The 12,469-nt window shown below is 71.8% G+C and carries 14 protein-coding genes; 8 read left to right on the forward strand and 6 right to left on the reverse strand.

Annotated elements, in window-relative coordinates:
* Window positions 1-9: 9 nt before the first annotated feature.
* From ACK8OX_RS09930 to ACK8OX_RS09940, 3 genes are read left to right on the forward strand one after another with little or no spacing between them, the layout of a single operon-like run.
* Window positions 10-1,140, forward strand: a complete 1,131-nt coding sequence (locus ACK8OX_RS09930; RefSeq protein WP_430663870.1) for a mandelate racemase/muconate lactonizing enzyme family protein — start codon at window positions 10-12, stop codon at window positions 1,138-1,140.
* Window positions 1,140-2,012, forward strand: a complete 873-nt coding sequence (locus ACK8OX_RS09935) for a carbohydrate ABC transporter permease (protein WP_430663871.1) — start codon at window positions 1,140-1,142, stop codon at window positions 2,010-2,012. Before ACK8OX_RS09930 ends, ACK8OX_RS09935 begins: the two co-directional genes overlap by 1 nt.
* On the forward strand, window positions 1,999-2,838 hold the full coding sequence (locus tag ACK8OX_RS09940; protein WP_430663872.1) for a carbohydrate ABC transporter permease: 840 nt from the start codon (window positions 1,999-2,001) through the stop codon (window positions 2,836-2,838). The genes ACK8OX_RS09935 and ACK8OX_RS09940 overlap by 14 nt, the downstream gene beginning before the upstream one ends.
* A gap of 16 nt (window positions 2,839-2,854) precedes the next feature.
* Here ACK8OX_RS09940 and ACK8OX_RS09945 read toward each other — a convergent pair whose 3' ends face one another.
* The 4 genes from ACK8OX_RS09945 to ACK8OX_RS09960 form a co-directional block, all read right to left on the reverse strand.
* Complete coding sequence (locus ACK8OX_RS09945) at window positions 2,855-3,943, reverse strand: asparaginase (RefSeq protein ID WP_430663873.1); 1,089 nt, start codon at window positions 3,941-3,943, stop codon at window positions 2,855-2,857.
* Window positions 3,944-4,017: 74 nt separating this feature from the next.
* Entirely contained in the window at window positions 4,018-4,953 is a 936-nt protein-coding gene (locus tag ACK8OX_RS09950) for an N-carbamoyl-D-amino-acid hydrolase (RefSeq protein ID WP_430663874.1), read from the reverse strand.
* 79 nt (window positions 4,954-5,032) lie between these two features.
* On the reverse strand, window positions 5,033-6,004 hold the full coding sequence (locus ACK8OX_RS09955) for a Bug family tripartite tricarboxylate transporter substrate binding protein (RefSeq protein WP_430663875.1): 972 nt from the start codon (window positions 6,002-6,004) through the stop codon (window positions 5,033-5,035).
* 69 nt (window positions 6,005-6,073) lie between these two features.
* Entirely contained in the window at window positions 6,074-7,120 is a 1,047-nt protein-coding gene (locus tag ACK8OX_RS09960) for a serine hydrolase domain-containing protein (RefSeq protein ID WP_430663876.1), read from the reverse strand.
* 95 nt (window positions 7,121-7,215) lie between these two features.
* On the opposite strand from ACK8OX_RS09960, the gene msrA reads away from it, so the two are divergent.
* The 5 genes from msrA to ACK8OX_RS09985 all read left to right on the forward strand — a co-directional run bounded on the left by msrA (window position 7,216) and on the right by ACK8OX_RS09985 (window position 11,082).
* Window positions 7,216-7,761, forward strand: a complete 546-nt coding sequence (gene msrA / locus ACK8OX_RS09965; protein WP_430663877.1) for a peptide-methionine (S)-S-oxide reductase MsrA — start codon at window positions 7,216-7,218, stop codon at window positions 7,759-7,761.
* A complete protein-coding gene (gene msrB / locus ACK8OX_RS09970) occupies window positions 7,761-8,198 on the forward strand; it encodes a peptide-methionine (R)-S-oxide reductase MsrB (RefSeq protein WP_430663878.1) in 438 nt (145 codons plus the stop codon). Before msrA ends, msrB begins: the two co-directional genes overlap by 1 nt.
* 87 nt (window positions 8,199-8,285) lie before the next feature.
* The gene (locus ACK8OX_RS09975) at window positions 8,286-9,386 is read left to right on the forward strand and encodes a YncE family protein (protein WP_430663879.1); all 1,101 of its coding nucleotides are present in this window, start codon (window positions 8,286-8,288) and stop codon (window positions 9,384-9,386) included.
* Window positions 9,383-10,138, forward strand: coding sequence for a polysaccharide deacetylase family protein (locus ACK8OX_RS09980; RefSeq protein ID WP_430663880.1), 756 nt, complete (start codon window positions 9,383-9,385; stop codon window positions 10,136-10,138). Before ACK8OX_RS09975 ends, ACK8OX_RS09980 begins: the two co-directional genes overlap by 4 nt.
* Entirely contained in the window at window positions 10,138-11,082 is a 945-nt protein-coding gene (locus tag ACK8OX_RS09985; protein WP_430663881.1) for a sterol desaturase family protein, read from the forward strand. Before ACK8OX_RS09980 ends, ACK8OX_RS09985 begins: the two co-directional genes overlap by 1 nt.
* A gap of 25 nt (window positions 11,083-11,107) precedes the next feature.
* Here ACK8OX_RS09985 and ACK8OX_RS09990 read toward each other — a convergent pair whose 3' ends face one another.
* Together ACK8OX_RS09990 and ACK8OX_RS09995 are read right to left on the reverse strand one after the other, a co-directional pair.
* On the reverse strand, window positions 11,108-11,455 hold the full coding sequence (locus tag ACK8OX_RS09990) for a YMGG-like glycine zipper-containing protein (RefSeq protein WP_430663882.1): 348 nt from the start codon (window positions 11,453-11,455) through the stop codon (window positions 11,108-11,110).
* Window positions 11,456-11,529: 74 nt separating this feature from the next.
* The gene (locus ACK8OX_RS09995; RefSeq protein WP_430663883.1) at window positions 11,530-12,414 is read right to left on the reverse strand and encodes a manganese catalase family protein; all 885 of its coding nucleotides are present in this window, start codon (window positions 12,412-12,414) and stop codon (window positions 11,530-11,532) included.
* Window positions 12,415-12,469: the final 55 nt, after the last annotated feature.

Here is a 12,469-nt window from a genome sequence, read left to right on the forward strand (position 1 = left end):
GTTTGCACCATGGCCGATCCGCTGACCATCCGATCCGTCATCGCCCACCCGCTGCGCGCGGTGCTGCCCACCGTGCAGGTGACGAGCCAGGGGGACTGGCCCGCGCTGGAGATCGTGATCGTCGAGGTGGTGACCGAATCGGGCCTCACCGGCATCGGCGAATGCCTCGCCCGGCGCGGTTCGGCCGGCTATGCCCGGTTCATCCGCGACGTGCTGGCGCCGAAGCTGGTCGGCCGCTCCGCGCATGACCGGCGCGCGCTGTGGAATGCCATGCGCGGCACGCTGACCGGCCGCACGGGCGGGATGCTGATCGAGGCGATCGCCGGCATCGACATCGCGCTTTGGGACCTGGCGGGGCAGGCGGCGGGGCAGCCGGTCTGGAAGCTGCTCGGCGGCATCGGGCGGCCGCGCGTGCAGGCCTATGCGTCCTCCATCAACTGGGCCGAGGACCTGCGCGTGGAGGCCGAGGTCGCGAAGGCGCTCGCCCAGGGCTTCACGCAGATCAAGGTGAAGATCGGCCGACCCGCGGAGGAGGCGATCCGCCGCGTCCGCTTCATCCGTCGCCTGGTGCCGGACGACGTGCTGCTGGGCTGCGACGCCAACTGGATCTACGACGCGGATGACGCGATGCGCGTCGGCCGCGCAATGGCCGATTGCGGCTACTGGTTCCTGGAGGAACCGGTGCCGCCCGGCGACCATGCGGGCTACCGCCGGCTTGCGCAGCACCTGCCCATCCGCATCGCGGCGGGCGAGAGCGACTTCACCGCGGCCGATTCGGCTGAACTCGTGCGGGACCATGTGCTGGGCCTCATCCAGCCCGATGTCGCGCGGTCGGGCGGCATCACCGAGACCTGGCGCATCGCGGAACACGCGGCTATGCACGGCGTCGCCTATGCGCCGCATATCGGCTGGTCCGGCAGCGTCTGCGCCGCCGCAAGCCTGCACCTGGCCGCGGCGGCCGAGAATTTCCGCACCTTCGAATGCATGGTCTTCGACAACCCGCTGCGGCAGCACCTCAGCGCGCCGCTGGTCGGCGACGTCGCCGTGCTGCGGGACGGGATGCTGGAGGTGCCGCAGGCCCCCGGCCTCGGCGTCACGCTCGACCGCGAGGCGCTGGCGCGGATGCGCGTGCCCGACTGATGCGGGAGACGGCGTGGACCCGGCTCGGGCTGATCGCGCCGGCCCAGGCGATGGTCTTCGCCGTCATCGTCGTCCCCGCCGCCTGGCTGCTCTGGCTGTCGCTCAACACCTCCTCCTTCGGGACCGGCACGGTGTTCGTCGGCTTGGCGAACTACGCGCGTATCCTGGCGGACCCGTTCTTCTGGCGGGCGCTGTGGAACACGGCGCTGGTCGTGCTGGTGGTGGTGCATGCCGAATTGCTGCTCGGCCTTGGCATGGCGCTGCTGTTCGCGCATGGGCTGCCGATGAAGCGGCTGATGCTGGCGATCGTGCTGGCGCCCTATGCGGTGAGCGAGGTCGCGGCGGTCGTGATGTGGCGCTACCTGTTCGACCCGGAGGTCGGGCATGTCGCCTACCTGCTCGGGCTTCTCGGGCTACCCTCGCTGGAATATGCGGTGGTGCCGTCGCATGGGCTGGTGCTGGTCAGCCTGCTGTCCACCTGGCTGCACCTGCCCTTCACCTTCATGATCCTCTACGCCGCGCGCCTGGCGCTGCCGGTCGAGCTGTACGAGGCCGCGCGGATCGACGGGGCGGGGCCGTGGCAGACCTTCCGCCGCGTGACGCTGCCGCTGCTGGTGCCGGCGATCCTGGTCGCCGCGCTGTTCCGGCTGATCTTCGCCTTCCGCCTGTTCGGCGAGGTGTGGCTGCTGACCGAGGGCGGGCCGGCGCGCACGACGGAGGTGGTGGCGGTGTACCTGTATCTGGAAGCCTTCCGCTACAACGCCTTCGGCGCCGCGGCGGCGACGGGGTGGCTGATGGTGGTGGGTTCGCTGATCCTCGCCGCGCCCTATCTGTGGCGGCTGGCGCGTGCGCAGGCCGATGACGCGAAATAGGCGGAAGCTGGCGCTCGGCGCGCTGAAGGCGGGTGCCGTCGCGCTGATCCTGCTCTGGTCGCTCGCGCCCATCCTGCTGATCGTGAGCGCGAGCCTGAAGCCGGAGCGCGACATCTTCGCCTTCCCGCCGCGGCTCGGCTTCACGCCGACGCTGTCGCACTACGCCGCGTTGTGGGACCGCTGGCCGGCCTTCTTCACCGGGCTGCTGAACAGCCTGGTCATCACCGCGCTGGCGACCGTGCTGGCGGTGGGTGCCAGCCTGCTGTCGGGCTACGCCTATGCGCGGTTCCGCGGCCGCTGGCTCGGCGCCTCCGCCTTCCTGCTGATCGTGGTGCGGCTGGTGCCGCCCATCGTGGTGACGCTGCCGCTGTTTCCGGTGGCGAACGCGCTCGGCCTGCAGGACACGCATGTGCTCATGGCCGGGCTCTACGCAACCTTCTTCGTATCGCTCGGCACCTTCGTCATGCGCGCCTTCATCGCGCAGATCCCGCCGGAGCTGGACGAGGCGGCGGCGGTGGACGGGGCGTCGCGCCTGGTCACGCTGGTCCGCATCATCGCGCCGCTGGCCGCGCAGGGGATGCTGGCGGTCGCGGTCTTCGTGATCGTCTATGCCTGGAACGAGTTCCTGTTCGCCTTCATCTTCACCTCGACCGCCGCGCGCACGGCGCCGCTGGTGCTGGCGGAGATCGTCGGCAATTTCGACGGCGTGGAATGGGGCGTGCTGTTCGCCGCCGCGACCGTGCAGCTCCTGCCCGTGCTGGCCTTCGTCTGGCTGGCGCAGAAGCACCTGGTCGCGGGGCTGACCGCGGGCGCCACCAAGGGGTAGCGCGCCGCGCTGTCGGCTACGGCTTGAACACGTCCTCCAGCACCGGCACGCCGGAGAACCAGAAGCCCGGGGTCGCCCGGGTCGGCGTGGTGGGGACCGGGCGTTCGAACGGCACCTCGACCCCGCCGATGACGTTGCCGTTGCTGTCGGTGACCGGCGGCTCCACCGTCTCCATCAGGGCCTCGGCCTCGTCGCGGGACAGGGCGCCGAGCTTGCACAGGATTCGCACCAGCGTGCCCATCTTCCCGCGCGTCGCGCCATCCGCGATCTTCACGGCGATGCCGAAGCCGAGTTCGCGCGCGAAGCCCGCGACGAAGCCCTCCGCCCCGCCCTTGAGCACGACCTTGCCGCCAGTGGCGCGGATGATGCGGGCGGTCGGCTCGTCCGTCCCGGCCAGGTGGTCGGGATGCGCGGCCATCGCCTTCATCACGCGCTGCGCGGCGGCGCGGCGCGCCTCCGTCCGGCCGGCGCCGGCGGCAAGGCGCGCGCAGGCCCGCGCCATGTCGACCATCGGCAGCGCGATGGCGGGCAGGCCGCAATTGTCCACCCCCGCCGGCAGGGCGGCGGCGTCGCGCCCGGTGTATTCGGACAGGATGTCCATGTAGAGCCGCTGCGCCGGATGCGCGCGGTCCGCGTAGTCGAGCCCGGCGCCGAGATGCCGCGCCACGGTCAGGAAGCCGCAATGCTTGCCCGAGCAGTTGTGGAACACCCGCCGCGGCCCGCCCTGCGCGAAGGCGGCGGCCATGTCCTCGGTGCCCTTGGGCAGCGCCGGCCCGCAGACCAGCGCCCCTTCGTCGAGGCCGAGCCGCCCGAGCCAGTCCGTCACCAGCGCCACCTGGAAGGGCTGCGCGTGATGCGAGGCGCAGGCGAGCGCGATGTGCTCCTCGCTCAGCCCGAAGGCGTCCGCAGCCCCCGATTCGACCAGCGCCACCGCCTGGAAGGGCTTCAGCGCGGATCGCGGCGTGGTGACCAGCCCGTGGTTGCCCCAGGCGTTCCGCAACCCGCCGGAGAGCCCCGCGACCACGACCGCGCCGCGATGCGTGCTTTCCACCACGGGGCCACGCCAGACCCGTGCGAGTTCGACGTAATCGCTGGATTGCACCATGGGACTGCCTTCTCCGCGGACACGGCCTTGTGGCGCCGGGAGGGCGGCCGGGCAAGTGTCAATCCGAGTTTACGTCAATCCGGGGCGACGCTTCCAGTCCGTTCGACGATCATCCGATAGTGTTCGGGCCGCCGGTGCCGCGCGAAGTTGAACATCGTCTCCTTGTAGGGCCGGCATGCGTCGAGGTCGCAGGTCGCCACCACGAGTTCGTCCCCCCGTGTCAGCGCCTGCGCCACGATCTGGCCGGACGGCGCGATGATGCAGGACCCGCCGATCTGCATCACCCCCTCCTCCTCGCCGGCCTTGGCGGTGCAGACGGCCCAGGTGCCGTTGGCATAGCAGCCCGCCTGCATCGAGAGGTGGTTGTGGAAGTCCTGCAGCGGGTCGGTCTGCGGCATGGCGGGGTCATGCTGGGGGGTGTTGTAGCCGAGCATGACCAGTTCCACCCCCTGCAGGCCGAGCACGCGCCACGCTTCCGGCCAGCGGCGGTCGTTGCAGATCATCATCCCCATCACGCCGCCCATCGTGGCCCAGGCGCGCCAGCCGAGGTCGCCCACCTCGAAATACCGCTTCTCCAGGTTCTGGAAGGGACGGTGCGGCTGGTGGTCGGCGTGGCCGGGCAGGTGGATCTTGCGGTATTTCCCGACGATGCGGCCGGCCTTGTCCACCAGGATGGCGGTGTTGAAGCGCCGCTTGCGCCCCCCCTCCAACGTCAGTTCGCAGTAGCCGAGATGGAAGCCGATCCCCGATCGCCGGGCCTCCTCGAACAGCGGCGCCGTCTCGTTCGAGGGCATGGACGTCTCGAACCAGCTGTCTAGCTCCGCCTCGTCCTCGATCCACCAGTGCGGGAAGAAGGCGGTCAACGCGGCCTCGGGGAAGACGATGAGGTCGCAGCCGCGCTTCGCGGCGTCGCGCATGAGGCCGAGCAGCCGCTGCACCACCTCGGCACGGGACTGGCTGCGCGGGATGGGTCCGAGCTGGGCGGCGGCGAGGGTGAGGGGGCGGGGCATGGGCGGTCCGGGCTGCTGGGGATGGGCCCGATCATGCCCCCGGCCGGGCCCTCCCCCGCAAGCGGGGGAGGGCAGGCGGTCAGTCCAGCGTGACGCGCGCCGCGCGGACCACCGGGCCCCAGCGGTCGAATTCCTCCCGCACGAAGGCGTCGGTCTGGGCGGGGGGCATGAAGATCGGCTCGCTCGCCAGGTCGGTCAGCCGCGCGCGGATGGTCGGCGCGTCCAGCACGGTGCGCATCTCCTCCGCCATGCGGTCGATGATCGGGCGCGGCGTGCCGCGCGGGGCGAACAGGCCCGTCCAGCTGCGCACGGCGTAGCCCGGCACGCCCTGTTCCGCGATGGTCGGCAGGTCGGGGCGGATGCGGACGCGTTCCGCCGTGCCGACGCCGATGATCCGCAGCCGCCCGGACTGCGCCGGCCCGATCACCGTCGGCAGGTTCATGAAGGCCATCGGGATGGTGCCCGCGACGAGGTCCGTCGCCACCGGCCCGCCGCCGCGATAGGGCACATGCGTCAGCTCGGTGTTCGTCAGCATGCGGAACAGCTCGCCCGCCAGGTGGTTGGAGCTGGCGGTGCCGGAGGAGCCGAAGGACATGCCGCCCGGGGTCGCGCGGATGCGCGCGATCAGTTCCTGCACATTCGTGATCCCGGTCGCCGGGTTCACCGCCAGCACGTTCGGCACGTCCACCATCATGGCGATGCCGACCAGCGCGTCCCGCACGTCATAGCCGAGATCGGGCGAGACCAGCGCGTGGAAGACGTGGTTGGAGGCGGATGAGATCAGCAGCGTGTGCCCGTCCGGCCGCGCCCGCGTGACCAGCCCCATGCCGATGGACCCGCCGCCGCCGGCGCGGTTCTCCACCACCACCGACTGGCCCAGCCGCTCCGCCAGCATCGGCGCGACCAGCCGCGCGGCGACGTCGTTCGACCCGCCCGGCGCCCAGGGCACCACCAGCGTCACCGGACGCGTCGGCCAGGCATCCTGCGCGCGGGCGGCCCCGGGCAGGACCAGCGGGGCGGCAAGGGCGGCAAGCAGCGGGCGGCGAAGCATGGCGGTCCTCCGGGCAGGGTCGTTGCGCCGGCCCATAGCGGCCGGCGCGATGAAGCGCCACCCCCGCGGCTAGACCCGGACGGCGCCGGCCACCATGGCGCATGCCCTGCCCACCACCTCCGGGTCGATCCAGCGGAACACCGCGACCACCTCCGCCGAGGGCCAGATCCAGGTGACGTTGCCGCCCGCGCCCATGGCGAAGACGGAATCGCGCGGCGCCTCCGGCCAGCGCCCCGCGCCGTTCAGCCACCACAGGAACCCGTAGGAGGGATTGAGCGGGCAGGGGGCGAGCGACTGCGCGATCCAGCCGGCCGGGATCACCTCCCGCCCCTCCCAGGCGCCGCGGTTCAGGACGAGCTGCCCGATCCGCGCCTGGTCCTCGGCATGGATGCGCAGGCCGCCGCCCCAATGCGTGCCGCCGGGAACGGACGGCAGCTTGCGGCCGTCGATCTCGACCAGCGCGTTGTCATAGGCGTACCAGACCCAGTCCCGGCTCGCGCCGATCGGGTCGGTGACGCGCTCGGCGAAGACCTCGGGCAGCGGGCGGCGGAACAGGTGCAGCAGGCAGAGCGACAGGCGGTTCACCCGCACGTCGTTGTATTCCCAATGCGTCCCCGGCGCCTTCAGCGGCCGCGCGACGCCCTTCGGCCCCGCGCCCTCCCGCGCCAGGTCGCGGCCGCGGTCGATCACGTCGGACTTGCCGAACAGCTCGCCTTCCCATTCCGAGGTGTTGGTCAGCAGGTGGCGCCAGGTGATCGAGGCGTTCTGGTCGCTTTCGAACCCGCCGTCACGGATGCGGGCGCGCACCGGCTCGTCGAGGTCGGGCAGCAGCCCGTCCGCCTGGGCGATGCCGGCCAGCAGGGAAAGGTAGCTTTTCGCCACGCTGAAGGTCATGTCCGCCTGGCGGGTGTCGCCATAGGCGCCGATCCGCTCGCCGCGCCGCAGCACCAGCCCGTTCGGCGCGCCGCGGGGGAAGACGGGGCCGATCACCTCGTTGAAGGGGGGCGGGTCGAAGTGGCCCCCCTCCAGATGCGCGCGCAGGTCGCGCGGGAAGGGCGATTCATGCGCCTCGGCGAAGGCGAGGGCGGCGGCGAGGGCTGCTGCGTCGTGGCTCATCCCCGCACCCTGCCGAAGGCCGCCCGGCAACGGAACCCCCTGCACCGCGCGCCCGCAGCCCCCACATGGAGGCGGAACCGAGGGAGAGACCCGACATGGCGACCGAGACCGCGACGCTCGGCGGCGGCTGCTTCTGGTGCATCGAGGGCGCGATGCGCCACCTCGACGGGGTGTCCCGCGCCGAAAGCGGCTATGCCGGCGGGCACCTGGAGAACCCGAGCTACGAGGAGGTCTGCGGCAAGCGGACGGGCCATGCCGAGGTGGTGCAGATCGACTTCGACCCGCAGGTGGTCACCTATGCGGACCTGCTGAGGATGTTCTTCACCCTGCACGACCCGACGACGCAGGACCGCCAGGGCAACGACATCGGCCCGCAATACCGCAGCATCATCCTGACCCATTCGCCCGCGCAGGAAGCTGCGGCGCGCGAGGTGATCGCCGAGATCGACGCATCCGGCATCTGGGGCGCGAAGGCCGTGACGCAGGTCGAGCCGCTGGTGCGCTTCTGGCCCGCCGAGGCCGAGCACCAGGACTACTACGCGCGCAATCCCTGGTCGGGCTATTGCCGCGTCGTCGTGGGTCCGAAGGTCGCGAAATTCCGCAAGACCTTCGCCGACCGTCTGAAGAAGGGGGCTGCCTGATGTTCGGACTGGGCGAGAAGCGGACGGCGGAGACCTTCCCCGTCAGCAGGACCGAGGCGGAGTGGCGCGCCACCCTGCCGCCCGAGGCCTTCCGCGTGCTGCGCCAGCACGGCACCGAACGCCCGGGGACCAGCCCGCTGAACGCGGAGAAGCGGGCCGGCACCTTCGCCTGCGCCGGCTGCGGCAACCCGCTGTTCGAGAGCGCCGCGAAATACGAGAGCGGGACCGGCTGGCCCTCCTTCTTCCGCCCGATCGAAGGCGCGGTCGCCACCCGCAGCGACCGCAGCCTGTTCATGGTGCGGACGGAGGTGCACTGCGCCCGCTGCGGCGGCCATCTCGGCCACGTCTTCCCCGACGGGCCGCGCCCGACCGGGGAACGGTACTGCATGAACGGCGTGGCGATGGCCTTCCAACCGGCGGAAGGCGCGGCGGAATGACCGCGCGGTAACTGCCGGAACGCTGGACATCCGGGCCCCGGCGACCGATTTTGCGGCCCGAGACACGTCTGCGGAAAGTCGCTGCCGGTGCCCTGGCGCAAAGCCCTCCTGACCCTCGCGGCGATGCTCGCGGCGGCGGCCCTGCCGGGCGCCGCGCGGGCGGACCTGCTCTATGTCCTGAACTCCGGCGAGGCGACGATCTCCCTGATCGACGCGACGACCCGGCAGGAGATCCGCCGCGTGCCGGTCCTGCGGGAGCCGCACCACCTGGTGCTGACCCCCGATGGCGGCCAGCTCGTCATCGCCGATTCCGGCGGCAACGAGCTGCTGTTCGTGGAGCCGCTGACTGGCGAGATCCGCCGGCGGGAACGCATCTCCAACCCCTACCACCTGGAATACAGCCCGGACGGCCGCTTCCTCGTGGTCGCCAGCCTCCGGCGCGACCAGGTGGACATCTACGACGCCGCGACCCTCGCCCTCGTCCAGCGCTTCCGCCCCGGTGACATGCCGAGCCATGTCGCCTTCTCCCCCGACAGCCGGCGCGCCTACGTCACCATGCAGGGCGACCGCGCGCTGATCGCCTTCGACCTGGAGACGCGGACGCAGCTCTGGTCGGTCGAGGTCGGGCCCGAGCCCGCGGGCGTCACCTGGCACCGCGGCAGGCTCGTCGTCGGCATCATGGGCAGCGACCATTTCGTGACGGTGGACCCCGAGACGCGGGAGGTGAGCCGCGCCTTCACCCTCGGCCGCGGGGCGCACACCATCTTCCCCCACCCGAACGGCCGCGCGCTCTACGCCACCTCCCGCGTGGACAGCCGCCTCGCGGAGATCGACCCGGACACGCTGGAAGTCCGCCGCGTCTGGAACATCCCCGGCGGGCCGGACTGCCTGACCTTCGACCCCGAAGGGCGCATCTGGATGACGCTGCGCTGGGTGGGCCGCGTCGCCATCCTCGACCCGGCCCAGGCGGAATGGCAGACCATCCGCGTCGGGCGCAGCCCGCACGGCATCTTCTTCAAGCCGCGGCGCGACGGGGTGGGGGGCGATTTCGGGCAGAGCATGGCGGGCGCCACCTCCGGCTCCCGCCCGCTGCCGGCGCCGCTGCCCCCGCGCCCGCGGGCCGATGCGCCGGTCCCCGTGCAGCTGCCCGCCCCCACCACCCCCGCGGCGCTGCGGCCCGCGCCGTGAGGCGGCGGCTTTTGCTGGCGGGCGGCGCCGCCGCGCTCGCCGCCCCCGCGCTCGCCCAGACCCCGGCGCGCTGCGCCGGCCCGGTCTACCTCACCATCGACACCGGCTGGAGCCGCGAGGCCGAGCAGATCGCGGCGATCCTCCGCCGGCATGGCGTTCGCGCCACGCTGTTCGTGGCGAATGAGCCGACCTTCCGCGGCGACACCACCCTGTCCGAATCCTGGGCGCCCTTCTGGCGCGCCCGCGCGGCGGAAGGGCATGTCTTCGCCAGCCACACCTGGCGGCACTGGTATTTTCGCGGCGACCCCGCGCCGGGCCGCGTGACCTTCGCCGCCCGCGGCGGCGGCGGGTCCGAGGTGCTGGACGCCGGCGCGCTCTGCGCCGAGCTTGCCCGCCCGGTCACCACGCTGAAGCGCCTGGTGCCGGAGGCGATCGTGCTGCCGCTGTGGCGGGCGCCGGGCGGCATCACCACGCCGGGCGCGGTGCGCATGGCGGCCGCCTGCGGCCTGCGCCACCAGGGCTGGACGCGCAACGGCTTCCTGGGCGACGAACTCGACAGCACCGCCCACCCCAACGCCGCGCTGCTGCGCCGGAACCTGGCGAACATCCGCGCGGGCGAGGTGCTGGTGATGCATTGGGGCGTGCGCAGCCGGCGCGAGCCCTTCGCGGGCATCATGGAGGATCTGGTGACTGGCCTCCTCGCCCGCGGCCTCTGCTTCGAAACCCTGCCCGCCGACGGTGTGACCGCCTGATGTTCGACTGGTTCATGCAGCTCTGGATCGACAGTTCCGGCGCGATCTACGAAGCGGTGGTGCAGCCCGCGCTCTACGCCGCGGGGCTGATGCACTACGCCGACCGCATGCAGGAATGGCTGGACTTCGCCCTGCTCGGCTTCGTGCAGGTCCTGCTGGTCTATGCGGTGTGCCGCCCGCTCGAGGCGCTGCACCCGGTGGAGCCGGTGACCGACGGCGCCGCGGTCTGGACGGACGTGGTCTACACGCTGCTCGCGCGGCTGGGCCTGCTGCCGCTGATCGCCTTCGTCCTGCTCTCCTCGGCCGAGAGGACGCTGAACGGGCTGCTGGCCGATGCCGGCTTCGTGCCGCCGACGCTGGAGACGCTGTTCCCGGCGCTGCGGGAGATGCCGGTCCTGGCGCTGCTGCTCTATGTCGTCATCCTCGACTTCTTCGAATACTGGCGGCACCGCTTCCAGCACATGTTCGGCTGGTGGTACGCGCTGCATTCGGTGCATCACGCGCAGCGGCAGATGACCTTCTGGACCGACGACCGCAACCACCTGCTGGACGACGCGATCGCCGCGGTCTGGTTCGGCGCGGTGGCGCTGCTGATCGGCGTGCCGCCCGTGCAGTTCGTGCTGATCGTGATGGTGCGCCAACTGGCCGAGAGCCTGAGCCACGCCAATGTCCGGCTCAGCTTCGGCCGGATCGGCGAACGCCTGATCGTCAGCCCGCGCTTCCACCGCATCCACCACGGAGAATTGTCGGCCGGCGAGGATGGGCGCAACTACGCGGTGCTGCTGCCGGTCTGGGACTGGATCTTCCGCACCGGCGACTTCGACCGCACCAGCTACCCCCGCACCGGCGACCCGATGGCGCCCGAAAGCCTGGCCACCGGCGGCTGGCTGCGCCAGCAGGTGGACGGGCTGAAGGAGCTGCGCCGCGCGCTGCGGGGCCGGTGACGCACCGGCCCCCCGCCGCCGCGCCCTACTTGTAGTTCGGCCGGTAGCCCGCCGGCGGCGCGCCCTGGTGCCACTGGCCGTACTGGTCGTACCAGCCGCCATAGCGCGGGTCGACCTGCTGCGCGGGATAGGGGTCCGCCGGGATGCGGTCGGGCTGGGGCGGCGGCGTGAGTGCCCCCGCCACGCCGCCCAGCGCGCCGCCGATCAGCGCCCCGCGCCCGGCGCTGCCGGTGACCGAGCCGATCAGCCCGCCCGCCACCGCGCCCGCCGCGGCACCGCCCAGCGCGCGCTGGTTGCGGTCGTTGCCGTCGGTGCAGGCGCCGAGCGCCAGGCCCGAGGCCAGCGCCGCAACCAGGGCCGTGTGTCGCATCATGCCGTCTCCCATCATCCGCTCGCCGCCATTCCATTCCGGAATGGCGGCGCCATGATGGCGTAACGCGGCGCCGGTCAGGCGGATCGCCCGCGGCCCATCATGCTCGGGTCATTCGCGGCCATGGGCGCGGCGCCGTCCGTCATCTGTTCCAGCTGCGCGCCGGAATCGGGGCGCGGCGGGGCAAGCTTCGGCTCCGGCCCCAGCGGTTCGCTGCGCCGCGCCTCGAACTCGCCCTTGCCGTCGAGCGAACGGCCCTCGCTCCAGCGGCCGGCCGGCACCATGCCGCTGACGTCGTGGCCGAAATAGGCATAGGCGAAGCGCTGGTGCTCGGCCGTGTCGGGGAAGGAATTCGGCACCGGGAGCTGCTTCTCGTAGCCGCCGAGCTCCTCCACCACCGCAAGCCATTGCTGCTGGTGCATGGTGTCGCGGGCAATCAGGAAGCCCAGCATGTCCTTCATGCCCGGATCGTCGGTCATGCCGTGCAGGCGCACCGCCAGCGTCCGGCCCGTTGCCTCGGCCACCGCATTCGCCATCATGTCGCCGGCGATGTTGCCGCTGGCGTAGACATGGCTGGCGTTGAAGGGAACGCCGTTCGCGTCCTCCGGCGTGGCACCGAGGCCGGCCGAGAGGATGTGGCGCAGGTTCATCCCGTTCAGCACCGCACCTGCGATCGGGTTCGCCGCCACCTCCTCCTGGATCGACAGGGGCGCCTTCTCGAGGTTCAGCGCGACGGCGGTGGACAGCATCTCGATATGTCCGATCTCCTCCGTCCCGGTGTTCAGCAGCATGTCGCGGTACTTGGCGGGGCCGCGGCAGGCCCAGCCCTGGAACAGGTATTGCAGGCAGACGCGGATCTCGCCTTCCACCCCGCCGATCGCCTGCTGCAATGCCTTGGCGAACAGGGGATTGGGCTTCTCGACCCGCACCGGATACTGCAACTTGCCATCCATGTAGAACATCGAACGCGGTCTCCTCGGCTCGTCTGGCCGTCGGGCGCAACGGGGACGCCGCATG

This window comes from Falsiroseomonas sp. CW058 (assembly GCF_050563535.1).
Taxonomy (GTDB): Bacteria; Pseudomonadota; Alphaproteobacteria; order Acetobacterales; family Acetobacteraceae; genus Falsiroseomonas.

What these genes read in the sequence shown, in the direction of transcription:
- ACK8OX_RS09930 (WP_430663870.1), top strand. Translation starts at nt 10, where the DNA reads ATGGCCGATCCGCTGACCATCCGATCCGTCATCGCCCACCCGCTGCGC.
- ACK8OX_RS09935 (WP_430663871.1), top strand. Translation starts at nt 1,140, where the DNA reads ATGCGGGAGACGGCGTGGACCCGGCTCGGGCTGATCGCGCCGGCCCAG.
- ACK8OX_RS09940 (WP_430663872.1), top strand. Translation starts at nt 1,999, where the DNA reads ATGACGCGAAATAGGCGGAAGCTGGCGCTCGGCGCGCTGAAGGCGGGT.
- ACK8OX_RS09945 (WP_430663873.1), bottom strand. Translation starts at nt 3,943, where the DNA reads ATGGTGCAATCCAGCGATTACGTCGAACTCGCACGGGTCTGGCGTGGC.
- ACK8OX_RS09950 (WP_430663874.1), bottom strand. Translation starts at nt 4,953, where the DNA reads ATGCCCCGCCCCCTCACCCTCGCCGCCGCCCAGCTCGGACCCATCCCG.
- ACK8OX_RS09955 (WP_430663875.1), bottom strand. Translation starts at nt 6,004, where the DNA reads ATGCTTCGCCGCCCGCTGCTTGCCGCCCTTGCCGCCCCGCTGGTCCTG.
- ACK8OX_RS09960 (WP_430663876.1), bottom strand. Translation starts at nt 7,120, where the DNA reads ATGAGCCACGACGCAGCAGCCCTCGCCGCCGCCCTCGCCTTCGCCGAG.
- msrA (WP_430663877.1), top strand. Translation starts at nt 7,216, where the DNA reads ATGGCGACCGAGACCGCGACGCTCGGCGGCGGCTGCTTCTGGTGCATC.
- msrB (WP_430663878.1), top strand. Translation starts at nt 7,761, where the DNA reads ATGTTCGGACTGGGCGAGAAGCGGACGGCGGAGACCTTCCCCGTCAGC.
- ACK8OX_RS09985 (WP_430663881.1), top strand. Translation starts at nt 10,138, where the DNA reads ATGTTCGACTGGTTCATGCAGCTCTGGATCGACAGTTCCGGCGCGATC.
- ACK8OX_RS09990 (WP_430663882.1), bottom strand. Translation starts at nt 11,455, where the DNA reads ATGATGCGACACACGGCCCTGGTTGCGGCGCTGGCCTCGGGCCTGGCG.
- ACK8OX_RS09995 (WP_430663883.1), bottom strand. Translation starts at nt 12,414, where the DNA reads ATGTTCTACATGGATGGCAAGTTGCAGTATCCGGTGCGGGTCGAGAAG.